Here is a 24268-nt window from a genome sequence, read left to right on the forward strand (position 1 = left end):
GGTCTCGGCGCTCGCGGTTTGGGGGGAGGGGGGTGGCTGGGTTACCAGGCGCCGAGGTGGACGGTGCCCGCCGCCTTGCCCGTGAGGGAGGCGAGCGACGACGGGATGCCCGTCGGCACGCTGCTCACGGAGGACGCGATGCTGCTCAACTGGGTGGGAGCAGCGGCTGCCGCGCCCTCCTGGAGCACACTGTGCGCATCCTGACCGGTCGCCGCCGTGAAGGCGGAGAAGGTCGGGTAGATGGCCGGGTCACCGGCGCCGCGCGACCAGATCACTGCCCAGGACGGCGCGTTCGCCGAAGGGCGTCGGTACAGGTTGTGGTCCGACGTGATCTTCATCTGCGCCGCCGAGAACTGGTGCGAGTAGTCCTCGACACACAGCAGGCAGTTGCCGGTTCCGCCCGAGATCACGTTGTTGCTGATCTGGATGGGGCCCGTGATCCAGGTCATCGTCGGGTCGGGGAAGGCCTGGCGCTGGTCGTGGCCGGCGTCCGACGCGTTCGCTCCGCGGCGCGCATCCTGGGTGATGTCGAGGTTGCGCACGTTGTTCGCGATCGTGTTGTTCCAGACCTGCACCGAGCTCACGTTGTTCAGCTTGATGCCGGACTTCGCGTTGCCGGAGACCACGTTGTTGACGATGTTCGCCGTGGACGAGATCTCGATCACGATGCCGTTGCCCGCGTTGTTGAGCGAGTCGTTGTTGGCGACGGTCATTCCGTACACCGACTCGTCGAACCAGAGGCCGTGGCTGGCGTTGTTGAGGAACGCGCTCGACTGCACATCGATGCCGCGCGAACGGGTGATCTTCACGCCGCCGCTGACGGGCGAGGTGTTGAAGTGCTCACTGTTGTCGTTCGCCGCGAGCACGCCGGACAGCTTCAGGTTGTCCGAGTTGTTCGCGTGGATGCCGAGGAGGCCGTTGCGGGCCGCCGTCACCTGGCGCATCGTGTTGCCGGAGCCGCCGACGGAGACGCCGGTGGTCGCGTTGTCGAGGAACGAGACGTTCTCGAACGTCGCGCCGCCCTTGTAGTCGGTGACCGCAGCCATGTCGGGGACCGACGGCGCGTAGCGGCGCACGCCGACACCCTTGAGGGTGAACCCGGTGCTTCCGACCGAGATCGCCTTCTGCAGGTCGCTGGCGCGGATCTCCTTGCCGGTCGGGTCGGAACCCATCACGAGCTGCTTGGCGGCCGTGTCGTAGAAGAAGGTGCCAGGCTTCACCGCGGCGCGGCTCGAGACCTGTGTCTGTGCGACCCCGCCGATGAACAACTGGTCGGGATGCGCGGCCATCGGGTAATCGGGGTTCAGCCACTGCCAGCCCGCCGACGTTCCGTCAGGAGCGCCGCGCGTGTACGTCGGGCTCGAGTCGAACACGTGGTTCCAGCCGGAGGCCACCCAGGTGGCGCCGGACTTCGCCCAGCCGCCGACCACGGAACTGCCGTCGAGCCAGGCAGCTTCCTTCGGGTACGACTGGATGGTCACGGCCTTGCCGGACGGCACGTTGAGCGACTCGTGGTAGTTGCCGCCGCGCAGAACGATCGTGGCTCCGGAGGGGGCGACGTCGAGTGCGTGCTGCACGGTGCGGAACGGTGCGGCGACCGATCCGGCTGCCGAGTCCGAGCCGGACGGCGACACCGCGATGGCGTTCGCCGGCACAGGGTACTGCGTGGTGCCGATGGCCGCGGCGCCTGCTGCCACGCGCATCCCGGTCGTGTCGATCGACGGGTCGGGCGCTGGAGCGGGCTGGGTCGGCGTCGTCGGCTGCGTCGGAGTGACAGGAGTCGTCGGCGCGGTGGGCTTCGGAGCCGGGGTCGTCGGCGCCGGGGTGGGCGTCGCGACAGGCGGCTTCGTCGGCACCGGCACAGGAGCGGTCGTGGTGACGGGCACCAGCGTGCTCGCGGTCAGGTTGTCGAACGCGACGTTCTGCGTCGCGGTCGAAGCGGAGAGGTACGACCACGCGGCGATGGCGCCAGAACGCTGGAGACGCTGGGCGCTCGCGTCGTTCGCGGTGGCCTGCCAGTTCGGCTTCGCCGCACCGTTCTGCCACGCACGCGCCGACAGTGCGACGGGGTTGCTGCCCGTCGCCTGGAACTCGAGCTGCACGCTGGCGCCCGGCTTGAGGCCGGTGGCGACGCGCACCTCGGGTGCGACGGTCGTCTGGTTGGCGGTCGAGCCGTTGACGCGCACGATCGTGAGCGTGAGGTTGCCCCCGGCTCCGACGCGGACGTTCGCCTGGTAGTACGACCCGGATGCGACCCGGAGCTGCAGCCCGGCGAAGACGCCGTTGCCGCTGGTCGGGATGCGCGGAACGTCGATGGTCGTCGACGCCGTCAGGTCGGATGCGCTGACCGCGGGAAGGGATGCGGTGAGCGACGCTCCAGGACGGGGGAGCGCCATGACGCCCGTCTTCCCGTCTGCGGAGAAGGATTTGCTGCTGCTGAGCGAATAGGTGCCGCCGACCTGGGCTGCGCCCCAGCCGTTCGGCTGTGTGCGGTCGAGGGAGTCGGTCACGATTCGCTGACCGACTTGATAGGTGATCGGGGCAGCGGTCGCCGCGAGTGCGGGCAGACCTAAGGCCGCGACGGCCACCACGGTGGCGCCTCCGGCAATGCCGAATCCGAGTCTGTGGTTCTTCTTCTTGGGGGTTTCGTTTCTGTGTGCGGGCTGACGAACCATATATACGTCTGTCCAAACTTTCGTCGTTGCGGGGGTGGAACAGTAGGTGAGACCAACGACTACTGAAATGCTGAAATGCTGCTGAGCACGCTAGCAGACCGATTACCCGGTCGCGAAACATAAATGGACAAGCGTACCGCGCGCCCGCTTGGGCTTTTCTCCAACAGCCACCCCCCATTCGAGTGGCAAGTTCCGCATGATCGCGGGCCGCACAGATTGGCCAACACCCGTGATCTTGAGCAAAACACAGGTTGAAAGCGCTCTCAAAGCAGGCTCGAACCGCGTCCCCCTCTCAGGGGATTGCCAGGCTGGACCGGAGCTGTCGGCCTGGTAAGCGCATCCATCGTCGTCGTCCGGAAGAATAGCGGAGTGCCTGACGCAACTTTCCGCATTCTGACCCTCTGCACGGGGAACATCTGCCGCTCCCCCGCCGCCGACCTGCTGCTCGCGCACGCCCTCTCCGGCGACACGCGGTTCTCCGTGGGCTCTGCGGGGACGCACGCGATGACGGGATGGGGGATCTCCTCACCCATGGACGAGCTGCTGGCCGAGCGCGGCATCACGAGCGACCAATTCGTGGCGCGCCAGGCCGATCACCGGATACTCTCCGGCTCCGAGCTCGTGCTCACGGCGACGCGAGAGCACCGCGAGTGGTCCGTCGGAACGGCGCCGGGGGTGGTGCGGAGGGCGTTCACCCTCACCGAGTTCGCGGATGCGGTGGCCGCGCATCCAGAGCCCGCCGCACTGACCGCGCGCGAGCTGACAGCCTGGGCGGCATCGCACCGGCCGAGTGCCGCTGTCGCGAACCGCGGGACGGCGACGAAGCGCGGGTATGTGGAGGGCGACATCCTCGACCCGTACGGGCGCGGACGGTCGGCGTACGTGGCGTCGCTCGGGCAGATCGAGCCGCTCACGGCACGGATCGCCGCGGTGCTGCTCGCCACGCGGCCGTAGCCGGAGCGGCGAGTTCTCACGGAGTTCATCGAGTTCTCACCACAGGGGTGACAAATTCTCACTTATTCGACAGAATAGGTGAGGATATCTCAACCCCGAAAGGTGCAGCCCGTGACCCGACGCGTCGGCTATGCAGCAGGGGCGTTCGATCTGTTCCACATCGGACACCTCAACATCCTGAAACACGCCAAGAGCCAGTGCGACTACCTGATCGCTGGCGTCGTCTCCGACGAGATGCTGCGGCAGGTCAAGGGCATCGACCCTGTCATCCCGCTCGCCGAGCGCCTGGAGATCGTGCGCAGCATCGGCTTCGTCGACGAGGCGGTGGCCGAGACGGTTCCAGACAAGCTGGACACCTGGCGCGAGCTGCAGTTCGACGTGTTCTTCAAGGGCGACGACTGGCGCGGCACAGAGAAGGGCCTCCGCCTCGAGCGCGAATTCGCCGCCGTCGGCGTCGAGGTCGTCTACTTCCCCTACACGATGACCACGTCCTCCACGACCCTCCGCCGAGCCCTGGCCGTCCTCGCCGGCTAACGTCCCGAAGCCATCGAGCCGGGACTTATGCACGCTCACGCCCGGCGTGTCGCGTGCATAAGTCCCGGCTCGATTGCTTGGGGACCGGGGGTCAGGCGGGGAACTCGTGGCCGGCGACGAGGACGAGGGCGCGGGGCGGAGCGGCGACCAGCGCCGCAGGGACGTTCTCGGCGTCGAGGAGGACGACATCGGCGATGGAGCCGACCGTGAGGTCGTGGGTGCCGCGGCCGACGAACGAGGCGGCGGCGCTCGTCGCGACGCGCACCGCATCCACCAGGTCGTCGTCGCGCCGGAAGCCGGAGAGCTGGGCGAGCCGCGCCGCCAGGCGCAACAGGTCGCCGTCGCCGTACGGACCCCACAGGTCGCGGATGCCGTCCGTTCCGAGTCCGACAGGCACGCCAGCAGCCCGCAGTTCGGCGAGCGGCAGCCGCGGCGCGTTGATCGGCGCGACGGTCGTGATCGAGACGCCGGTCTCGCGCATCCCGTCGATGAGCGCGCGGCGTCGTGCCTCCGGCAGCTCGCCGATCGCGAAGCCGTGCGCCACGTTCACACGCCCCGCGAGACCCGTGGCGCGGGTGCGCTCGATGATGAGCTCGTACTGGAAGGCGCCGAGCTCCCCTCCGTCGTGCAGGTGGATGTCGATTCCCACGCCGCGGCGGTCGGCGATGTCGAACAGCGCGTCGAGCTGACCGACAGGGTCGCGGTCGATCGATGCGGGGTCGAGCCCGCCGATGTGCTCAGCGCCCTCCACGGCCGCACGGTCGAGCAGGTCGAGCACGCCCGGCCTCCGCAGCACGCCGTCCTGCGGGAACGCCACGACCTCCAGCGCGACCGGCACGCCGAGCGCCGCCACCGCATCCCGAACCACGTGGATGCCGTCGAGCCCCACCCCGAGGTCCACGTCGACGTGCGAACGGAACGCCGTGGTCCCCTGGGCCACCAGCGCCCGCAGCAGCGCCAGGGTGCTGTCGCCGCTCGGGATGCCCAGCTCGCCCCGGTGGGCGCGCTCGTGCTCGATGCGACCCTGGGTGGTGGCCTCTCCGCCGTACGACACCCACGGCTTGCCCCACCAGCTCTTGTCGAGGTGCGCGTGCGCGTTCACCAGGCCGGGCAGGGCGAGCAGGCCGTCACCCTCGATGAACCGGGTGCCCGGGTCGCCTGACACTGCTTCGGCGGACCGATCGTGCGGCTCGACCGCGACGATCACGCCGTCGGCGATGCGGAGATCGGACGGGGAGCCTCCCCACGGCCGCACGTTGCGGAGAACGGTCTGCATCGCACTCACTCCGCGAACCGGTCGGTGGCCTCGATCAGTGCATCCAGGATGCCGGGCTCGTCGAACGCGTGGCCGGCGTCGGGGATCAGCCGGAACTCCGCTTCCGGCCACGCGCGATGCAGGTCCCAGGCGGTCATCGCCGGAGTGCACGCGTCATACCTGCCCTGCACGATCACGGCGGGGATGCCCGCGAGCTTCGGAGCATCCCGGATGAGCTGCTCCTCCTCGAACCAGCCGCCGTTCATGAAGAAGTGGTTCTCGATGCGCGCGAACGCCACCGCGTACTGCTGCTCGGTGAAGCTCGCCACCACATCCGGCCGGGGCAGCAGCGTGATCGTCGACGACTCCCAGCGCGACCACGCGACACCGGCCGGGATGTGCACGGCGGGGTCCGGGTCGTTGAGCAGCCTGCTGTACGCCCGGATGAGCCTCCCGCGCTCTGCGACGGGCACGGGCTCCACGAAGCCCTCCCACAGGTCGGGGAACAGCGCCGCCGCCCCTCCCTCGTAGAACCAGTCGAGCTCGGCGGGCCGCAGCGTGAAGATGCCGCGCAGCACCAGCTCTGTCACCCGCTCGGTGTGCGTCTGCGCGTACGCGAGGGCGAGCGCGCTCCCCCAGGAGCCGCCGAACGCCATCCACTTCTCCACAGCCAGGTGCTCGCGCAGCTTCTCGATGTCGGCCACGAGATGCCAGGTGGTGTTGGTGCTGAGGTCGGCCTCCGGCTCGCTCGCGTGCGGCAGGGACTTGCCGCAGCCGCGCTGGTCGAACAGGACGATGCGGTACTTCTCCGGGTCGAACGCGCGCCGCTGGTTGGGGCTCGTGCCCCCGCCCGGTCCGCCGTGCAGGAACACGACCGGCTTGCCGTCGGGGTTGCCGCTGGTCTCCCAGTAGAGCTGCTGGCCGTCTCCGACGTCGAGCAGGCCAGAGTCGTACGGCTCGATCTCGGGGTAGAAAGTGCGCATACGCCCGAGGTTACCCGGCGAGTGCGGTATGGGCACAGTCGCTACAGCGACCCCGCACGCACCGAGAACGTGTCGCACGCCCCGGCACCGTTCTGGAACCCGGTGAGGAACCAGCGCTGCCGCTGCTCGGAGGAGCCGTGCGTCCAGGTGTCCGGCCGGATGCCGCCGGTGGACGCCTGCTGGATGCGGTCGTCGCCGACCGCGGAGGCCGCGCTGAGCGCGTCCTGGATCTGCGACTGGGTGATCGGCTGCAGGAACGGGACGCCGTTCTCGTCCTTCGTGCTGGAGGCGGCCGCCGCCCACGACCCGGCGAAGCAGTCGGCCTGCAGCTCCAGCCGCACGCTGTCCGAGGCAGCGCCTGTCGCCCTGCTGGGGTGCGCATCCATGATCCCGCCGATGTTCTGGATGTGGTGCCCCCACTCGTGCGCGACCACGTACATCTCGGCCAGGGGCCCTCCGCTCGACCCGAAGCGGCTGCGCAGCTCGTCGTAGAACGCCGTGTCGACATAGATGGTCTCGTCCGGCGGGCAGTAGAACGGGCCGGTCGCGCTCGACGCGGTGCCGCATCCGGTGCTGGTCTGACCGGTGAACAGCACGGACTGGGGCGAGGAGTACGTGCCGCCGAGGGCCGGCATCTCCGTGGCCCAGTACGCCTCGATGGATGCGGCCGCCCCCTTCATCCTGCAGTCGATGTTCGCGTTCGCGTCCGCGCCGGTCACACAGTCGGTGAGTTCGGCGCCGGTGCCGATCTGCTGCGTCTGGCTCTGCGGTGCGCCGCCGTCGACGAACGCGCTGAGGTCGACGCCGAAGAGCTGCGAGACGAGCAGGATGACGATGGCCCCCACGCCGACGCCTCCCGCAGCGATCCCGGCCGTTCTGCCGCGCCGCTTGGCTTTGCCTCCGCTGATGTCGGCGTTCGGGTTGAAGGTCATGCCCGACACGGTAGTACGGCTCTGCGCCCCGTCATAGGCTGGCGGCATGAGCGCCGACAGCACGACAGACAACCACGCACGCACGCCCGTCACCGTCACCGTCACCGGAGCGGGAGGGCAGATCGGCTATGCGCTGCTGTTCCGCATCGCGTCCGGGCAGCTCCTCGGGCCGGACGTTCCTGTGCGGCTGCGGCTGCTCGAGATCCCGCAGGGCAGGGCGGCGGCAGAGGGGACGGCGCTCGAGCTTCAGGACGGCGCGTTCCCGCTCGTGCACGACCTGACCGTCACCGAGGACGCGACCGCCGCGTTCGACGGCGTCAACGTCGCGCTGCTCGTCGGGGCGCGGCCGCGCGGACCCGGCATGGAGCGCGCGGACCTGCTGGAGGCGAACGGCGCCATCTTCGGGCCGCAGGGCGCGGCGATCAACGCGGGTGCCGCATCCGATGTCCGGGTGCTCGTGGTGGGCAACCCGGCCAACACGAACGCACTGATCGCGAGCGCCAACGCCCCGGATGTGCCGGCGGACCGGTTCACCGCGATGACCAGGCTCGACCACAACCGCGCTGTCGCTCAGCTCGCGGTGAAGCTGGGCGTTCCCGTCTCGGCGATCGACGGCGTGATCGTGTGGGGCAACCACTCGGCCAGCCAGTATCCCGACCTGAGCCACGCCACCGTGAACGGGCGGCCGGCGACCGAGCTGGTGGACGAGGCGTGGCTGGCGAACGAGTTCATCCCGCGGGTCGCCAAGCGCGGCGCGGAGATCATCGATGTGCGCGGATCGTCGAGTGCTGCCTCTGCGGCGAGCGCCGCGATCGACCACGTGCGCGACTGGGTCGACGGCACGGGGTCGCGCTGGACGTCGGCCGGTGTCGTGTCCGACGGGTCGTACGGCGTGGATGCGGGGCTGATCTCGTCGTTCCCGGTGCGCTCGGTCGACGGCGCCTGGCGCATCGTCGACGGTCTCGCCGTCGACGCGTTCTCCCGCGCTCGCATCGACGCGTCCGTCGCCGAGCTCCGCGACGAGCGCGACGCCGTCCGCGCCCTCGGCCTCCTCTAGCCCGCCCGTCCCGTCCCCAAGCAATCGAGCCGGGACTTATGCACGCCTGACCGCGGCGTGTCGCGTGCACAAGTCCCGGCTCGATGGCTGCGCGGGTCAGCGCTTGGGGGACTTGAGGGACTTCTCGGGGGTGGGGGCGGTGCCGGAGGCGCGCTGGGCGGCGTAGTAGTCGCGGGCCTCGGCCTGGCGGGCGGCCTCTGCCCCGGTCGCGATCTTCGCGCGGACGAGCTCTGGGCCGTATCCGAACGCATCCACCAGGTCGACGGCGTGCGGCCGGATGCGCGTGAGCAGCCGGTCGATGTACGCCGTCACGGCCTGCGCGCGCTGCGGCGACAGACGACCGTGGATGAGGTACCAGGCCAAGTGCTTCTCGATCAGCCCGAAGCCGAACAGGTCACGCAGCCAGGTCAGCACCTGGCGCGTGCCGGCATCCGGCGCCTTCTCGAGCGCGTCGGTGAACGCCTCCCACTGCAGCAGCTCGGCGTGGGCGCGCGCTGCCTCGATGAGCTCGTTCTGCTGCGAGTTGAACAGGTCGGCAGCGGCCTTCTTGCCCAGCTTGGATGCGGGACGCAGCTTTCCCGCGACCTCGCCGATCATCGACTCGACGCGGTCGGTCAGCAGTTCGCGCTGCGTGCTCGGCTCCTGCAGCCAGTTGACGGCACGGGCCGTCGAGCCGAAGTCCTTCACCGTCTGCGCGACCGAGCGGAGCCCGGAGCCGTGGTACGCCTTGCCCGCCGCCTGGGTGACGACGTAGCGGGCGAGCGCCCCGGCGTCCGCCTTGGCGAACCTGCGGGAGAAGTCGGTCAGCAGACGCTTGGCGACGAGCTGCAGCAGCACGTTGTTGTCGCCCTCGAAGGTGACGTAGATGTCGAGGTCCTGGCGCAGCGACGTGAGCCGGTTCTCGGTGAGGAAGCCGGAGCCTCCGCAGGCCTCGCGCGCCTCCTGCAGAGTGTCGAGCGCGTGCCAGGTCGACAGCGGCTTGAGCGCGGCCGCGATGGTCTCGAGGTCTTGGCGGTCGGTGTCGGAGTCAGCGCGTCCGCTGAACACGTCGTCGAACTTGTGCAGGAACACCTCGTGCGCGAACCCGGCCGCATACGTGGTCGCCAGCAGGGGGAGCAGGCGGCGCTGGTGGCGCTGGTAGTCGAGGATGACCTCCTCGTCCGTGTCGCTGCCCGCGGTGAACTGGCGGCGCTCGTTGCCGTAGGTGATCGCGATCTTGAGAGCGATCTTGGCGGCGTTCACCGCCGAGCCGTCGAGGGAGACGCGGCCCTGCACGAGCGTGCCGAGCATGGTGAAGAAGCGGCGGCCGGGGCTGCCGATCGGCGACGAGTACGTGCCGTCTTCCGCGACGTCGCCGTACTTGTTCAGCAGGTCGGTGCGCGGCACCCGCACGCCGGTGAAGTGCAGCCGGCCGTTGTCGATGCCGTTCAGGCCGCCCTTGAGGCCGTCGTCCTCTCCGCCGACGCCGGGCAGGAACGCGCCGTCCGCATCCCGGATCGGCACATAGAACGCGTGCACGCCGTGGTTGACGCCCTTGGTGATGAGCTGGGCGAACACGACGGCGGCGATGCCGTCTTTCGCCGCGTTGCCGAGGTAGTCCTTCCACGCCCCTCGGAACGGGGTGTCGATGACGAACTCCTGCGTCTCCGGGTCGTAGGTGGCCGTGGTGGCGACGCTCGCGACGTCCGAGCCGTGCCCGGTCTCCGTCATCGCGAACGCGCCAGGCACGTCGAGCGACATGATGCCCGGCAGGTACTTCTCGTGGTGCGGGGCGGTGCCGAGCTGCAGCACGGCGGCGCCGAACAGCCCCCACTGCACGCCCGACTTGATCTGCAGCGACGGGTCGGCCGCGACCAGCTCCTCGAAGCCGGCGATGTTGCCGCCGTTGTCCTCTTCGCCTCCGACGCTCTTCGGGAACGCGCGGTGCACCTGGCCGTTCTGCACGAGCAGCTTCAACTGCTCGAAGGTGCGTGCGCGCTGGTCGTCGAGGCTGAGCCCCTCGACCTTCTGCATCTCCGGACGGCTCGACAGCTCACGCGACCTGAGCCGGATCTCCGCCCAGTCGCCGAGCAGTTGCCGCCCGAGCGCCTCGACGTCGACGCGCGCCCGCGCGTCACCGGGCGGGGTGGTCGTGGATCGGGTCTCCGTCTCGGCGGACGGGGCTTTCTTCGTCGGAGACGTGCGCTCGGCGGTATCGACCATCAGGGTTCCTCTTCGCTCTCGTGCGGGATATCGTCACGCTACGACGCGCATCCTGGTTCGCGAAGTCATCGGTGTGCGGCCTACAAACCACACCCGGATGCACGCCGGGCGGTTTGCGGAATGCTCCAATCGCGGGGGTGGTGAGTGTGCCCCTGTCCACAAGAACGACAGGAACGGCGAGCGAAGGCGGGATGGGATGGGCGAGCACACGGCACGGGTGAAGCAGGCGATCGGGGCAGACAGGGAGCGGGTGTGGCGGGCGTTCACCTCCCCGGAGGAGCTGGCGTCGTGGTTCTGGCCGCCGCGGTTCCAGACCGTTGCGACCGTGGATGCGGTGGCAGGGAGCGCGTGGAGCATCCGCTCCGCGCCGACCGCAATGGGCGCATCCGGTGTAGTGACCGAGGCGGAGGAGCCGTCGCGACTCGCGCTTACGTGGCAGTGGGACGGCGAGGAGGAGGAGACCCGCGTGACGCTGGAGCTGGCGGAGGCCGGGAGCGGCGGCACGGTTCTCACCGTCGTGCACGAGGGCTTCGACACGGCGGAGGCGGCTGCCGATCACGTCGAGGGCTGGGAGGACTGCCTGACGCGCCTCGACGCGTTGCTCGACTCCCAAAGAACCGTTTGACAGTCGCGGCGCCACCCGCCACACTGGGACGGTGACGGAACAGACCACATCCACGCGGGAGGCGCGCGAGACGCGGGAAACGCGCGAGACGCGGGAGGCGCGGGAGGCGCGCGATCTGCGTGACCTACGCGTCCTCGCGCATCCCCTGCGGTTGCAGTTGCTCTCGCTGCTCGGCGGCTCAGCGCTGAGCGCGGCGGAGGCCGCCCGCGAGCTCGGCGAGAGCCAGGCGAACGTCAGCTACCACCTCCGCCGACTGCGCGAGGCCGGGCTGGTGGATGTGGTGGAGGAGGTCGCCATCCGTGGCGGCAGAGCGAAGCGCTACCGGCACGATCCGGCGAGCGGCGCGCTGCTCGGGATGTCCGGGGCGCCGGAACTGTTCGTCGCGATGAGCTCTGAGCTGGCCCGCCGGGCAGCGCTGCAGGCGCCGGGCACGCGATCGACGTTCACGGACGCCGAGTTCTACGTCGACGACGCGGCGTACCGCGAGGTGGAACGGCTCGTGCGGCAGGCGGGCATCCTGCTCGCCGACGCGGCGCAACCGGCAGGAACGCCTGGCACGCACCGGGTCGCCGCGACGCTCGCCCTGTTCGAGCTGATCCGGGAACCAGCGGCGACCAGCGCATCCGGGGCTGCATCGTGAAGCGCGAGTCGTACGCCGACGTTCTCCGCCTGCCCGGCGCCGCCGCCCTGTTCGGCTCCGCGCTGATCGGGCGGCTCGCGTTCGCGACCGTCTCGCTGTCGCTGCTGCTCAGCGTGCAGGCGTCGACCGGCACGTTCGCGGCCGCAGGCGCCGCGACGGGCGCGTTCGGCATCACCAACGTGATCGCGTCTCCCGCGCGTGCGCGTGCAGTCGACCGTTTCGGGCCGACCCGCTCGCTCCTGGTCATGGGCGTCCTCTTCTCCGCCTCCCTCGTCGCGACCGCGATCGGCTGCCTCGCCGATGCCCCGCCCTGGCTGCTCATCGGCCTCGCCGCCGTCGCCGGCGTGTTCGCGCCTCCACTCGGGTCGACCATGCGCGTGATGTGGGCCGCCATCGCGCCCGACCCGCGCATCCTCCCCCGCGCATACAGCCTGGATGCGGTGGCGGAAGAACTGCTGTTCACCACCGGCCCGCTGCTGGTCGGCCTGATCGTGCTGGTCGCGAGCCCGGTGGCGGCGCTGTTCACCACGGCGGCCGTCGCGTTCGCGGGCACGGCGCTGTTCTGCCTGCACAGGCACGTGCGCGCGAAAGGCCCGGCCACCACCACGGCGCACGCGCACGAGCGGCCGCTGCGGCAGCGCGGCTTCCCGACGGTCCTTGTCGCGCTGACCGGTGTCGGCCTGGTGATCGGGACCGTGGAGACGGCGGTCCCCGCGTTCACGGCGGAGCGGTCGATGGCGGCGGTGTCCGGCATCCTGCTCGCGCTGCTCGCCGCGGGAAGCGCCGTCGGCGGACTCGTCTACGGCCACCGCACCTGGAAGCCGGCGCTCGCGATCCGGCTGGTGGTGCTGAGCATCGCGTTCGTCACGGTGAGCGCCATCGCGGCGCTCGCGCCGGAGCAGATCACTCTCGGCGTCATCCTGTTCGGCCTCGGCCTGTTCCTCGCGCCGACGGTCATCACGGCGTATCTGCTGGCCGATGCTCTCACCGCCGAACACGTACGCACGGAGGCGACCACCTGGACCAACACGGCCGTGAACTTCGGCGTCGCGGTCGGCGCGGCGGTCGCCGGTCTGCTGGTCGACCACGCGGGCACCACCACGGCGTTCGCGGTCGGCGCAGCCATCGCCGGGGTGCTGGTGCTTGCGGCAGGAACGCGCACCCGCGTGCTCAGGGAGGCGAGCACGCAGCCGGTGGACGCGGGCGATTCGGTGGATGCGGGCGGCGCAGTGGATGCGCTGCCCCTGCCTCCAGAGCCCTTCGACCTCGAGAACGGGACGACGCCCACCGCCGCCTCCGCGCCCGGCGAGCTGCCCGCATCCCGTGGCGCGGGCGACGACTGACGGCCCGTCGGCCCCCAACGACGAGATACCGGTAACTGTCGCGAAACGCCGGGCGTGCACGACAGTTACTGGCATCTCGTCGCTCGCCGCGCATCCGGTGGATGCACGAACGCCCTGAGCCGAAACCGGCTCAGGGCGTTACGTCTACGCGGAGGTCGGTCACGCCGCGCGGCGCGATGCGTCCCTCCTGGCGTGCTGATTGGCGGGGCGCACTGGCGCGCTCAGCGCCGCGCGGGCAGCCGCAGAGCCGCGAAGCTCGATGACGGCACCGGGGTCCACCTGGGCGTCGCGCTCGATGCGCGCGCCGTTGCCCACCATCACGGCGCGGCCGAGCTTGGCGTTGCTGCCGATGCGCACGCCGCTGCCGATCACGGAACCGGCTCCGATGTGGACGTTGGCGCCCACGAACGTGCGGTCGCCGACCGTCGCCCCTGTGTCGATCCAGCTTCCGGCTCCGACGTATGCGTCGAGTCCGACGCGGGCGTCCTTCTCCACGTATGCGGTCGCGTCGATGAACGCGGACTCCGCCACACGCGCTGTCGGTGCGACGAGGCCCCGCCCGTTGGCGTGCCTCTTGTACTTGATTACGGCGCCGGTCTCATCCTCGAGCTCTTCGATCATTCGTGCCATCGCGTCCTCCTTCGAGATCGTCGCAAATATCCACATTCCAATAACACGAGACGGGGGCAAAAGATTCCCTGATCGTCCCGCAGAACCGCGACGGTACACCGTCGCGTTCGTTACATCCACCCCGTACATTTCGGGGCAAGATCGAGGTATGGCCGAACACAGCATCCTGTACCTCCCCGACGCGGCTGCCTGGCGCGCCTGGCTGGAGCAGAACCACGAGACAGAGGCGGGTGTCCGGCTCGCCATCGCGAAGAAGAACTCCGGCCACTCCAGCCCGACGTACGCGGAGGCGGTCGACGGAGCGCTCTGCTTCGGCTGGATCGACGGGCGACGCAACAGCCTCGACGAGACGCACTTCCTGCAGATGTTCACGCCGCGCGGACCGCGCAGCATCTGGTCGCAGCGCAATCGTGAGCTGGTGGCGGCGCTGATCGAGTCCGGGGCGATGACCGACGCGGGGATGCGCGAGATCGAGCGCGCGAAGGCGGACGGCCGGTGGGAGGCGGCGTACCAGCGCCAATCGGACAAGACGGTGCCGGACGACCTCGCCGCGGCCATCGCCGCCAACCCCGCGGCCGCAGCGTTCTTCGAGACGCTGAGCGGCCAGAACCGGTTCGCGATCATCTTCCGCACCACCACGGCCAAGCGTGCGGACACCCGCGCCCGCCGTATCGCCGCGTTCGTCGACCAGCTCGCCCGCGGCGAGACCATCTACTAGGCGCGGAGCCAGCGCTCCCCTCTCCCGGGGCACTCCGTTGAGTGGTCCCGAATTGCCGCGTGGTCGACGGTCGACACGGCAAGTCGGGACCACCCCGCGGCGCGCGGCTCCGCCCCGATGGATGCGCGTCATCCGCCGTTGGCGCGCCGTTCACCGCGTGTTCCCGTGGCGTCACGAAGCTGCGAATGTTCGCATCTTTGCCTGGGTCGCCGCGTCGTGGGCGCGCATCCACCTGGCCGGCGCGCCGCATCCACCGATTCGGCCTGTCTGCGATGCGCTCTCCCCCCGTCGTCGCAGAAGGAGAACACGCTTGCGCACTCATTGGCGAGGAACGGTGGCGGCCCTGGTGGCCGCAGCGTTCGCCACAGCTTCCCTGGTCGCCGTCGCGGCCCCGGCGTCGGCGGTTCCGGCGCCGACGTCCGTCGTCATCAACGAGGTCGAGTCGAGCGGCGGGACCCCTGGCGACTGGATCGAGCTCATGAACACCGGCGGCACGGCCGTCGACCTCACCGGTTGGTCACTGCTCGACAACGACGACACGCACACCGCCGTCCCGCTGCCGTCCGGCTCGACCATCGCGGCCGGCGGCTTCTTCGTCGTTGACGAGTCCACTCTCAGCTTCGGGCTGGGCGGGGCGGACTCCGCCCGCCTCTACGACCCGTCGCACACGCTGGTCGACTCGTACTCGTGGACGGCGCACGCCACCACGACGTACGGCCGCTGCCCGGACGGGACAGGCGCGTTCACCACGACCACCTCATCCACGAAGGGCGCGGCCAACGACTGCAGCGTCCCCGTCGCGATCAACGAGGTCGAGTCGAACGGCGACGCCACCGACTGGATCGAACTCATCAATAACGGCACAGCGCCGGTCGACCTGTCCGGTTACATCCTGCGCGACAACAAGGACAGCGACGCCTTCCCCATCCCCACCGGCACGGTCGTCGCTGCCGGCGGCTACTACACGGCCGACGTGGATGCGGCGTTCGGCCTCGGCGGGGCGGACTCGGCCCGCCTGTTCGCACCGGACGGCACCACGCTGATCGACTCGTACGAGTGGACGGCGCACGCGGCCACCGCCTACGGCCGCTGCCCGAACGGCACGGGCGATTTCGCCACCACGGCGGCCTCGACCAAGAACGCTCCGAACGCCTGCGCCGGTGATGTGCAGCTCACCCCGTGGCCAGGCGGCTCGACCATCGCGACCGCCGACGACGCCAACCTGCTCGGCGGCAACATGAGCGGCCTCTACTACCAGGCGTCCGGCACGAGCGCGCCCGGCGTGCTCTGGGCTGTGAAGAACGGGCCAGGCACGCTCTACCGTCTGCTCTGGAACGGCACCGTCTGGGCCCCGGACACCGCGAACGGCTGGGGCGCCGGAAAGGCGCTGCACTACGCGGACGGCACGGGAGACCCCGACTCCGAGGGCGTCACCATCACGGGCACCGGCCCGGACGGCGGCATCTTCGTCTCCACGGAGCGCAACAACTCCAACAACGGGGTGAGCCGCCCGGCGATCCTCCGGTTCGACGCGAACGCCACGGGAACCAGCTTGAACGCCACCGCCGACTGGAACCTCACCGCCGACCTGCCCGTCGTCGGCCCGAACCTGGGCCTCGAGGCGGTCACCTGGATTCCGGATGCGTACCTCACGGCCCACGGTTTCGCCGACCAGCACACGGGCGCGCCATACGACCCCGCGTCGTACCCCGGCCACGGCGACGGCCTGTTCTTCACCGGGCTGGAGGCGAACGGCAGCATCTACGCGTACGCCCTCGACCAGTCCGGCGCCGGATTCACCAGGGTCGCGACGATCTCCAGCGGCATGACCGGCGTGATGGAGCTGCAGTTCGACCAGGAGACCCAGAAGCTGTGGGCGGTCTGCGACGACACCTGCAACGGCCGGCACGAGACGCTGAGCATCGCAGCCACGGGCGCCGACGCCGGCAGGTTCACGGTCGACGCGACGTTCGCGCGCCCGGCCGGGATGCCGAACCTCAACAACGAGGGCTTCGCGATCGCCCCGCAGGCGGAGTGCGTCGGCGGCCACAAGCCGGTGATCTGGTCGGACGACACGAACGACGACGGCCACGCGCTGCGCACGGGCACGATCGAGTGCACCGTCGCGACGGAGCCAGGCGGGCCGGGCGAGCCGGGCGGACCCGGCGAGCCAGGTGGACCAGGCGAGCCCGGCGGCCCCGGCGAGTCCGGCGGCCCCGGTCAGCCCGGCGGACCCGGTCAGCCCGGCGGACCCGGCGAGCCCGGCGGACCCGGCGAGCCCGGCGGACCCGGCGAGCCCGGCGGACCCGGCGAGCCAGGCACCACTCCGGCGACCGTGACCCTCTCGGCTGGGACCGTTGCGGCCGGCGGTCAGGTGAGCGTGAACGCCTCCGGCTTCACGGCGGGCGAGACCGTCGAGGTCTGGCTGCACTCCACGCCGGTGAAGCTGGCGTCGCTGACCGCGTCCGGCACGGGCACGATCAGCGCTGCGGTGAGCATCCCGAGCAGCACCCCGGCCGGTGCGCACACCGTTGTGGTGACGGGCCTGACGTCGGGCGTCACCGGCTCGATCGCCATCACGGTGACCGCGGCCGCCGCCCCCGGTGGCACGGACCCCGGAACCACGCCGCCCGGAACCACCCCTGCCGGCACGGCACCCGCCGACAACACCCCGGCCGGTCTCGCGGCGACGGGCTCGTCGGTGACGGTCCCGCTCCTCGCCGCACTGGCGGCCGCCCTCCTGGGCGCGGCGATACTGCTGCTCAGGATGCGCCGCCCGGCCAGCCAGCAGTAGCCCCCAGCAGGAACAATCCCGCGCCACGCCGCCGCTTTCTCCGTTCGGAAGGAGAACGGAGCGGCGAGGCGCGGGACCTCCTGCTTTACGCCGCGCCCACCGGCCAGCAGGAACGGCCCCGCGCCAGCCGCACGCCCAGCAGGAACGGCCCCGCGGCAGCCGCACGCTCTGCAGGAACAGTCCCGCGCCACGCCGCCGCTTTCTCCGTTCGGAAGGAGAACGCGGCGGCGAGGCGCGGGACCTCCTGCTTTACGCCGCGCCCACCGGCCAGCAGGAACGGCCCCGCGGCAGCCGCACGCCCAGCAGGAGCGCTGCCGAGCGCGCGCCGGAGCTCGCGCCTACGCCGACGCCACCACTTCGAGGAGCGCCTCGCCGTAGGCCTCGCGCTTCTTCGCGCCGATGCCGGTGATGCCGTCGAGGTCGCCGAGGGTGGCCGGCTTGGCGGCGGCGACTGCGCGGAGGGTGGCGTCGCCGAAGACGATGTACGCCGGGACGCCCTGCGACCGCGCCGCCTCTGCGCGCCAGGCGCGGAGCGCCTCGAACAGCGGGTGGTCGGCCGGCTCGAGGTCGGCGGCCGCGGCGGCCGAGCGCGCAGCGCGGGCCGGGCGCTCCGGGCGGTCCGGCTCGCGGCGGAGCACGACGGGACGGTCGCCGGCCAGCACTGCGGCGCTCTCCGGCGTGATCGCCAGGACGCCGTACTCGCCCTCCGGCTTCAGCAGTTCCTGCGCGATGAGCTGGCGGACGACGCCGCGCCACTGGCTCTCGCTCAGGTCGGCGCCGATGCTCCAGGTGGCGAGTGCATCGTGGCCGTACTGGTCGACGCGCGGCGTGCGCTTGCCGCGGAGGATGTCGACGAGGTGGCCCGCGCCGAACTGCTGGTTGCGCTCGCGCTTCAGCCGCACGACCGTGGAGAGCAGTTTCTGCGCCGGGATCGTGCCGTCCCAGCTCTCCGGCGGCGTGAGGCAGGTGTCGCAGTTGCCACAGGGCTCGGCGCGCTGGCCGAAGTAGTTGAGGAGGTTCACCCTGCGGCACTGGACCGTCTCGCAGAGGGCGAGCATCGCATCCAGGTGCTGCGTCATGCGGCGGCGGTGGGCGAGGTCGCCGGGCGAGTCGTCGATCATGCGGCGCTGCTGCACCACGTCTTGCAGGCCGTAGGCGAGCCAGGCCGTGGACGGCAGGCCGTCGCGGCCGGCGCGACCGGTCTCCTGGTAGTAGCCCTCGACCGACTTGGGGAGGTCGATGTGGGCGACGAACCGCACATCCGGCTTGTCGATGCCCATGCCGAACGCGATGGTGGCGACCACGATCACACCCTCTTCGCGGAGGAAGCGGGACTGCGTCTGGGCGCGCACCCGCGCATCCAACCCGGCGTGGTACGGCACGGCGTTGAGGCCGCGGGCGCTCAGGAATTCCGCCGTGCGCTCGACCGTGTTGCGCGACAGGCCGTAGACGATTCCGGCGTCGTTCGGGTGCTCCGTGGTGATGAAATCGAGAAGCTGCTTGCGCACCTCCACCTTGGGCACGATGCGGTACTGGATGTTGGGCCTGTCGAAGTCGGCGACGAACTGCGCCGCCTTCTGCAAACCGAGCCGCTCGGTGATCTCGCGGTGCGTGGCCTCCGTCGCCGTGGCCGTGAGGGCGATGCGCGGCACGTCGGGCCAGCGCTCCCCCAGCTCGGACAGGGCCAGGTAGTCCGGCCGGAAGTCGTGGCCCCACTGCGACACGCAGTGCGCCTCGTCGATGGCGAAGAGCGCGATCGTGCCGCCGGACAGGAATCGCTTGGTCGCCTCGGACGACAGCCGCTCCGGCGCGACGTACAGCACGTCGAGCTCGCCAGCCAGGTATGCGCTCTCGACCCTGGCGCGCTCCGCCTGGTCTTGCGTGGAATTGAGGAACGCGGCGCGCACGCCGACCGCCGTGAGCGCATCCACCTGGTCTTGCATGAGCGCGATGAGCGGGGAGATGACGACGCCGGTGCCCTCGCGCACGAGTGACGGGATCTGGTAGCAGAGGCTCTTGCCTCCACCCGTGGGCATGAGCACCACGGCGTCTCCGCCCGAGACGAGCTGGTCGATGATCTCGGCCTGCTCTCCGCGGAACGAGTCGTAGCCGAACACCGTGTGCAGCGCCTCGGCCGGGCTCGCGAACTTGGCCGTGGATGCGCGGGGTTGCCGCCGCGCAGCCGTGGCGGTCGCCGCGCCGCGCGATGCCGATGCGCCGGAACCCCGTGCGCCAGAGGTCGGAACGGAACCGGCGTCGCCGAACTCCACCGCCCCGCCCAGGTACGCGTCGTCTGGCGGGAACATCTCCTCCTGGTCGCTCGGATAGTCGGGGAACGGCGGTTCCACGTCGGCCGGGGGCGCGTCGCTCTCGTCGGGCTCCCAGGGGTGTTCGGCGTTCCAGCTCATTCCTCGATCGTAACGAGCGGGACCGACGAAAACCTGGCCGCCGCCGATCTGTGGAGAACCGGCGAGCAGGTGCAGCCTGTGGACGGGTACCATCAGCGACATGCGCCGATTGATCGTGACCGAGTTCATGACCCTCGACGGCGTCGTCGAGGCGCCGGGCGGGGAGCCGACGCATCCGCACGCCGGGTGGACCATGCCGTACGGCACGGACGCCCTGTACGCGTTCAAGCTGCGCGAGACGCTGGAGGCGGAGTCCCTGCTGCTCGGCCGCAAGACCTTCGAAGGCTTCAGCGCGGCGTGGCCGGAACGCGACGGCGAATTCGCCGACAAGATGAACGCCATGCCCAAGCTGGTCGCGGCGAGAGGCACCGGTGAGCTCGGCTGGAACGCCACCCGCATCGTCGGGGATGTGCGCACCACCGTCGCAGACGCGAAGGCGGCCGACGGCGGCCCCATCCTCGTCGCCGGCAGCGCCACGCTCGTTCGCTCGCTGCTGGTCTGGGGGCTCGTCGACGAACTGCGCCTGCTGACCTATCCGGTGATGGTCGGGGGCGGCCTGCGGATCTTCCCGGACGACAGGGAGAAGTGGTCGTTTGAGCTCACCGAGCTCGAACGGTTCGCCAGCGGCGCGGTCCTGCACGTCTACCGCCTCGCAGGGAGCTGATGCTCACCGCCGTCCTCGGGCTGGTCGGTGCGTTCGTCTACGGCTCAGCGGACTTCCTCGGCGGGATCGCCGCGCGCAGGATCAGCGCGATCAAGGTCACTGCGATCGGCGCGCTGTCCGGGCTGGTGCTGCTGCTCGTCGCGCTGCCCTTCGCGGGAGGGGAGTGGTCGGCGTCCGCTGTCGGCTGGGGCGCGCTCTCCGGAGTGACCGGCGCCGTCGCCATCTCACTGCTGTACGCGTGCCTCGCGATCGGGCCGATGAGCATCCTGTCTCCGCTGACGGCTGTGGTCTCTGCTGTCGTGCCGATGACGTGGGGGCTGATCGGCGGCGAGCAGTTCGCGCCGATCGGCTACGTGGCCCTCTGCCTGGCGCTCGTGGCCGTGGTGTTCGTCGGGTTCGTGCCGGAGAAGGGCGCCGTGCGGCCGAGCCTCCGCGGCATCCTGATGGCGGTGGGGTCCGGCGCGATGATCGGGGCGTTCCTGATCATCATCGACCAGACCCCTGACTCGTCCGGGCTCGTGCCGCTGGTGCTGAACCGCGGCGTGAACGGCGTGATCATGCTGGCCGTGGTCGGGGTGCTCGCGCTGCGTGCACGGCGGGTGCAGCGGGTGCGGCAGCCGCAGCCCCGCGCATCCGCCTGGCTTCCCGGGCTGCCGTTCGCCCTCGCCTGCGGGGTGCTCGACGCGGCGGCGAACATCGTCATGCTGTTCGGGCTGCGGCTCGGCGACCTCGCCGCGTTCTCTGTGCTGATCGCGCTGTACCCGGCCGGGACCATCGTGCTCGCCGCCATCGTCCTCCGGGAGCGCATCGCGCCCATCCAGTGGGTGGGGCTGGCGCTCGCCGTCGCGGCAGCGGGGATGCTCGCTGTCGCCTGATCGCGCATCCTTCACTAGTGTGAACAACTGGAAACACGAGGGGGCTGACATGACACAGCACGATCCTGCCGACGATCTCGAGAACAGTCGCGAGCACATCGGAGACATGAGCCAGGCGGTTCAGGACTTCGCCAGCGAGCAGGAGGGCTACCACAAGAGCCTCAAGCCCCGGCAGGTGCAGATGATCGCCATCGGCGGCGCGATCGGCACCGGCCTCTTCCTCGGGGCGGGCGGCCGCCTGGAGCAGGGCGGCCCGATCCTGGTCTTCGTGTACGCGCTATGCGGCTTCTTCGCCTTCCTGGTGCTGCGCGCTCTCGGCGAGCTGGTGCTGCACCGCCCGTCGTCCGGCTCGTTCGTCTCGTACGCCCGCGAGTTCTACGGCGAGAAGATGGCGTATGTCGCCGGGTGGATGTACTTCCTCAACTGGGCCATGACGGCCATCGTCGACTCCACCGCCATCGCCCTCTACGTGAAGTACTGGAGCATCTTCTCCGCCGCACCGCAGTGGCTGCTCGCGCTGATCGCGCTCGTGGTGGTGGTGAGCCTCAACCTCATCTCGGTGAAGGTGTTCGGCGAGATGGAGTTCTGGTTCGCGCTGATCAAGGTGACGGCGCTCGTGCTGTTCCTCGTGGTGGGCATCGTGGTGCTCGCGTTCGGCTGGCCCACCGACCAGGGGCCGACCGGGATCGCGATGCTCCAGGCGAACGGCGGGCTGCTCCCTCACGGTTTCGCGACCATCGGCATGGCGATCGTGCTCGTGCAGGGTGTGGTGTTCGCGTACGCGGGCGTCGAGCTGGTGGGCATCGCGGCCGGTGAGACGGAGCATCCGGAGAAGATCATGCCGCGCGCCATCAACAGCGTCGTGCTGCGCATCGCGGTGTTCTACTGCGGGTCGGTCCTGCTGCTCGCGCTGCTGCTCCCCTCTGATGTCTACAGCGGCGATGAGAGCCCGTTCGTCACCTTCTTCAGCCACCTCGGCTCTCCCGAGCTGAGCGCCGTCATCGGCTCTGTCATGAACTTCGTCGTGCTCACGGCCGCCCTCTCCAGCCTCAACGCCGGGATGTACTCGACTGGGCGCATCCTGCACTCGATGGCGCAGACCGGCGCAGCGCCGACGTTCACCGGCAGGATGAACAGGCGCGGCGTGCCGTACGGCGGAATCCTGCTCACCGGCTGCATCGGCGTGCTCGGCGTCTTCCTCAACCTGGTCGTGCCGGAGGAGGCGTTCAACATCGTGGTGAACGTGGCATCGCTCGGCATCGTGACGAGCTGGGGGATGATCGTGATCTGCCAGATGCAGCTTCGACGGTGGGCGCTGCAGGGCAAGCTGGAGCGCCCGGCGTTCCGCCTGTTCGGAGCGCCGTTCACTGCGTATCTGACGCTGGCGTTCCTGGCGGCCGTCGTGGTGCTGATGGCGTTCGATTACCCGACGGGCACGTTCACCGTCGCGTCGCTGGTGATCATCGTCCCGCTGCTGGTGATCGGCTGGTTCGCGAGCCGCACCAAAATCCTCGCCATCGCGCAGGAGCGGCAGGGGTACACGGGCGCGCATCCGGTGATCGCCGCCCGCCCAGGCTTCGACTCCGCCAAGCAGCCCTCCGACGATGACCCGCCCACCCCACGCCCCTGACGCGACGCCATCGAGCCCAGGGTTCTTCACGGTATTCGGCGGTCTTAGCGTGAATAATCCTGGGCTCGATGGCTTCGGGAGCGGGCGTGGGCTGGGACGGGGACGGGGACGGGAGTGAATCGCACGGACCGGCTGTACGCGTTGGTGGAGGAGCTGCGCGCGGTGGCACCGCGACCGCGGAGCGCCAGGTGGCTGGCCGCGCGGTTCGAGGTGAGCTCGCGGACGATCGAGCGCGACCTGTCCGCCCTGCAGCAGTCCGGCGTCCCGATCTGGGCCGAGTCAGGACGCACCGGCGGCTACTGCATCGATCCTGCACACACGCTCGCGCCGCTCGGTCTGACGCCGGACGAGGCGCTCGCGGTCACGGTCGGGCTCGGGATGCTCGCGTCGAGCCCGTTCCGCGAGGCTGCGGCGTCCGCCGTGCGCAAGGTCGCCGCGGTGATGGATGCGCGCAGCCTGCAGGCGACCGCGGAGCTGGAGGCGCGCATCCACTTCCTGGACGATGGCCAGGCACGGGATGCGCCCGCCGCTCTCGGGGACGTGCTCGGCTCCGGCCGCGTGCTCAGGATCGTGTATCGCGACCGCGCCGGGGCCGAGACGGTGCGCGACGTGGAGCCTCTCGGCTATGTGGGCAAGGCGACGGACTGGTATCTGATCGCGTGGTGCCGGTTGCGGGAGGGGGTGCGAGCGTTCCGGGGCGACCGCATCGTGAGCGCGGAGGCGACAGGCGAGCGCGCGCCGCGGCGGGAGTTGCGGGCGGAGGATCTGGACATCGCGTACGGGGAGCTGCGGGCGGTGAGCATCGGGCGGTGAGCATCGGGCGGTGAGCTGCGGGCGGTGAGCATCGGGCGGTGAATCGCTAAACACCGACAGGACGGTGTCGCGCACGCGCCCGACCATGGAACCGGCGGGCGGAAGTGCCGCCCGCTGCCCCCGAAAGGACCACCATGGACTTCGCCTCGATCAGGATCATCACCGACGACGTCGACCGCCTCGCCGGCTTCTACGAGCTCGTCACCGGCTCGGAGGCGGCGCGGCCGGCGCCCGTGTTCGCCGAGTTCCGCACGGCGTCGGCGACACTCGCCATCGGAAGCACGGCCACCGTCGCCATGCTCGGCGAGCGCGCCCCTGGGCCGGGGCGGAACGACTCCGTCATCGTCGAGTTCCTGGTGACCGACGTGGATGCGGAGTTCGCCCGCATCCGCGCATCCATCGGGGAGGACGCCGACGTCGTGCTGGAGCCGACGACCATGCCGTGGGGCAACCGCTCCGCGCTGATCCGCGATCCGGACGGCAACGTCGTGAACCTGTTCTCTCGCCCGGCGACGCGCTTGTAAGGCAACCCTTAC

At 70.3% G+C, this 24268-nt stretch carries 20 protein-coding genes; 13 read left to right on the forward strand and 7 right to left on the reverse strand.

Annotated features, from left to right (window positions below):
- Window positions 1-41: 41 nt before the first annotated feature.
- Window positions 42-2510, reverse strand: a complete 2469-nt coding sequence (locus ACYVGI_RS02820) for a right-handed parallel beta-helix repeat-containing protein (RefSeq protein WP_460631135.1) — start codon at window positions 2508-2510, stop codon at window positions 42-44.
- Window positions 2511-3044: 534 nt separating this feature from the next.
- Between ACYVGI_RS02820 and ACYVGI_RS02825 the strand changes: the two genes are divergently transcribed.
- Both ACYVGI_RS02825 and ACYVGI_RS02830 read left to right on the forward strand, forming a co-directional pair.
- Window positions 3045-3629: an arsenate reductase/protein-tyrosine-phosphatase family protein gene (locus tag ACYVGI_RS02825; RefSeq protein WP_460631136.1), complete on the forward strand. Its 585-nt coding sequence runs from the start codon at window positions 3045-3047 to the stop codon at window positions 3627-3629.
- A gap of 111 nt (window positions 3630-3740) precedes the next feature.
- The gene (locus tag ACYVGI_RS02830) at window positions 3741-4163 is read left to right on the forward strand and encodes an adenylyltransferase/cytidyltransferase family protein (protein WP_460631137.1); all 423 of its coding nucleotides are present in this window, start codon (window positions 3741-3743) and stop codon (window positions 4161-4163) included.
- Window positions 4164-4254: 91 nt separating this feature from the next.
- Here the strand turns inward: ACYVGI_RS02830 and ACYVGI_RS02835 are convergent, their stop codons facing one another.
- Genes ACYVGI_RS02835 through ypfJ form a run of 3 tightly spaced genes read right to left on the reverse strand, consistent with a single transcriptional unit; the run spans window position 4255 to window position 7333 of the window.
- Window positions 4255-5439, reverse strand: a complete 1185-nt coding sequence (locus ACYVGI_RS02835) for an amidohydrolase (RefSeq protein WP_460631138.1) — start codon at window positions 5437-5439, stop codon at window positions 4255-4257.
- 5 nt (window positions 5440-5444) lie between these two features.
- Window positions 5445-6401, reverse strand: coding sequence for a prolyl aminopeptidase (gene pip / locus ACYVGI_RS02840; RefSeq protein WP_460631139.1), 957 nt, complete (start codon window positions 6399-6401; stop codon window positions 5445-5447).
- Window positions 6402-6442: 41 nt separating this feature from the next.
- Window positions 6443-7333, reverse strand: coding sequence for a KPN_02809 family neutral zinc metallopeptidase (ypfJ, locus tag ACYVGI_RS02845; RefSeq protein WP_460631140.1), 891 nt, complete (start codon window positions 7331-7333; stop codon window positions 6443-6445).
- A 46-nt stretch (window positions 7334-7379) separates the two neighbouring features.
- On the opposite strand from ypfJ, the gene ACYVGI_RS02850 reads away from it, so the two are divergent.
- Complete coding sequence (locus tag ACYVGI_RS02850) at window positions 7380-8390, forward strand: malate dehydrogenase (protein WP_460631141.1); 1011 nt, start codon at window positions 7380-7382, stop codon at window positions 8388-8390.
- Between the two features lie 96 nt (window positions 8391-8486).
- On the opposite strand, the gene ACYVGI_RS02855 is transcribed toward ACYVGI_RS02850, so the two are convergent.
- Complete coding sequence (locus ACYVGI_RS02855; RefSeq protein ID WP_460631142.1) at window positions 8487-10592, reverse strand: acyl-CoA dehydrogenase family protein; 2106 nt, start codon at window positions 10590-10592, stop codon at window positions 8487-8489.
- Window positions 10593-10788: 196 nt separating this feature from the next.
- Between ACYVGI_RS02855 and ACYVGI_RS02860 the strand changes: the two genes are divergently transcribed.
- From ACYVGI_RS02860 to ACYVGI_RS02870, 3 genes are read left to right on the forward strand one after another with little or no spacing between them, the layout of a single operon-like run.
- Complete coding sequence (locus ACYVGI_RS02860) at window positions 10789-11217, forward strand: SRPBCC family protein (protein WP_460631143.1); 429 nt, start codon at window positions 10789-10791, stop codon at window positions 11215-11217.
- A 31-nt stretch (window positions 11218-11248) separates the two neighbouring features.
- Window positions 11249-11857, forward strand: coding sequence for an ArsR/SmtB family transcription factor (locus tag ACYVGI_RS02865; RefSeq protein WP_460631144.1), 609 nt, complete (start codon window positions 11249-11251; stop codon window positions 11855-11857).
- Window positions 11854-13200, forward strand: coding sequence for an MFS transporter (locus ACYVGI_RS02870; RefSeq protein ID WP_460631145.1), 1347 nt, complete (start codon window positions 11854-11856; stop codon window positions 13198-13200). The genes ACYVGI_RS02865 and ACYVGI_RS02870 overlap by 4 nt, the downstream gene beginning before the upstream one ends.
- Before the next feature lie 159 nt (window positions 13201-13359).
- Here ACYVGI_RS02870 and ACYVGI_RS02875 read toward each other — a convergent pair whose 3' ends face one another.
- The gene (locus tag ACYVGI_RS02875; RefSeq protein WP_460631146.1) at window positions 13360-13830 is read right to left on the reverse strand and encodes a DapH/DapD/GlmU-related protein; all 471 of its coding nucleotides are present in this window, start codon (window positions 13828-13830) and stop codon (window positions 13360-13362) included.
- 148 nt (window positions 13831-13978) lie between these two features.
- Here ACYVGI_RS02875 and ACYVGI_RS02880 point away from each other — a divergent pair, with 148 nt between their 5' ends.
- On the forward strand, window positions 13979-14548 hold the full coding sequence (locus tag ACYVGI_RS02880) for a YdeI/OmpD-associated family protein (RefSeq protein WP_460631147.1): 570 nt from the start codon (window positions 13979-13981) through the stop codon (window positions 14546-14548).
- Between the two features lie 310 nt (window positions 14549-14858).
- The gene (locus ACYVGI_RS02885) at window positions 14859-17342 is read left to right on the forward strand and encodes a lamin tail domain-containing protein (protein WP_460631148.1); all 2484 of its coding nucleotides are present in this window, start codon (window positions 14859-14861) and stop codon (window positions 17340-17342) included.
- Between the two features lie 338 nt (window positions 17343-17680).
- Here the strand turns inward: ACYVGI_RS02885 and recQ are convergent, their stop codons facing one another.
- A complete protein-coding gene (gene recQ / locus ACYVGI_RS02890) occupies window positions 17681-19750 on the reverse strand; it encodes a DNA helicase RecQ (RefSeq protein WP_460631149.1) in 2070 nt (689 codons plus the stop codon).
- A gap of 100 nt (window positions 19751-19850) precedes the next feature.
- Here recQ and ACYVGI_RS02895 point away from each other — a divergent pair, with 100 nt between their 5' ends.
- From ACYVGI_RS02895 to ACYVGI_RS02915, 5 genes are all read left to right on the forward strand, one after another.
- Window positions 19851-20414 (forward strand): dihydrofolate reductase family protein, encoded by a 564-nt coding sequence (locus ACYVGI_RS02895; RefSeq protein WP_460631150.1) that lies wholly within the window; start codon window positions 19851-19853, stop codon window positions 20412-20414.
- Window positions 20414-21289 (forward strand): EamA family transporter, encoded by an 876-nt coding sequence (locus ACYVGI_RS02900; RefSeq protein WP_460631151.1) that lies wholly within the window; start codon window positions 20414-20416, stop codon window positions 21287-21289. The genes ACYVGI_RS02895 and ACYVGI_RS02900 overlap by 1 nt, the downstream gene beginning before the upstream one ends.
- Before the next feature lie 49 nt (window positions 21290-21338).
- Window positions 21339-22919: an amino acid permease gene (locus ACYVGI_RS02905; RefSeq protein ID WP_460631152.1), complete on the forward strand. Its 1581-nt coding sequence runs from the start codon at window positions 21339-21341 to the stop codon at window positions 22917-22919.
- A gap of 114 nt (window positions 22920-23033) precedes the next feature.
- Complete coding sequence (locus tag ACYVGI_RS02910; RefSeq protein ID WP_460631153.1) at window positions 23034-23732, forward strand: helix-turn-helix transcriptional regulator; 699 nt, start codon at window positions 23034-23036, stop codon at window positions 23730-23732.
- A 134-nt stretch (window positions 23733-23866) separates the two neighbouring features.
- The gene (locus ACYVGI_RS02915; protein WP_460631154.1) at window positions 23867-24256 is read left to right on the forward strand and encodes a VOC family protein; all 390 of its coding nucleotides are present in this window, start codon (window positions 23867-23869) and stop codon (window positions 24254-24256) included.
- The last annotated feature ends 12 nt before the right edge of the window (window positions 24257-24268 follow it).

The sequence above is a fragment of the Leifsonia lichenia genome, from assembly GCF_054780215.1.

Coding starts and splice junctions, on each gene's coding strand:
- ACYVGI_RS02835 (WP_460631138.1), bottom strand. CDS start 5,439: ATGCAGACCGTTCTCCGCAACGTGCGGCCGTGGGGAGGCTCCCCGTCC.
- pip (WP_460631139.1), bottom strand. CDS start 6,401: ATGCGCACTTTCTACCCCGAGATCGAGCCGTACGACTCTGGCCTGCTC.
- ypfJ (WP_460631140.1), bottom strand. CDS start 7,333: ATGACCTTCAACCCGAACGCCGACATCAGCGGAGGCAAAGCCAAGCGG.
- ACYVGI_RS02850 (WP_460631141.1), top strand. CDS start 7,380: ATGAGCGCCGACAGCACGACAGACAACCACGCACGCACGCCCGTCACC.
- ACYVGI_RS02855 (WP_460631142.1), bottom strand. CDS start 10,592: ATGGTCGATACCGCCGAGCGCACGTCTCCGACGAAGAAAGCCCCGTCC.
- ACYVGI_RS02860 (WP_460631143.1), top strand. CDS start 10,789: ATGGGCGAGCACACGGCACGGGTGAAGCAGGCGATCGGGGCAGACAGG.
- ACYVGI_RS02875 (WP_460631146.1), bottom strand. CDS start 13,830: ATGGCACGAATGATCGAAGAGCTCGAGGATGAGACCGGCGCCGTAATC.
- ACYVGI_RS02880 (WP_460631147.1), top strand. CDS start 13,979: ATGGCCGAACACAGCATCCTGTACCTCCCCGACGCGGCTGCCTGGCGC.
- recQ (WP_460631149.1), bottom strand. CDS start 19,750: ATGAGCTGGAACGCCGAACACCCCTGGGAGCCCGACGAGAGCGACGCG.
- ACYVGI_RS02895 (WP_460631150.1), top strand. CDS start 19,851: ATGCGCCGATTGATCGTGACCGAGTTCATGACCCTCGACGGCGTCGTC.
- ACYVGI_RS02900 (WP_460631151.1), top strand. CDS start 20,414: ATGCTCACCGCCGTCCTCGGGCTGGTCGGTGCGTTCGTCTACGGCTCA.
- ACYVGI_RS02905 (WP_460631152.1), top strand. CDS start 21,339: ATGACACAGCACGATCCTGCCGACGATCTCGAGAACAGTCGCGAGCAC.
- ACYVGI_RS02915 (WP_460631154.1), top strand. CDS start 23,867: ATGGACTTCGCCTCGATCAGGATCATCACCGACGACGTCGACCGCCTC.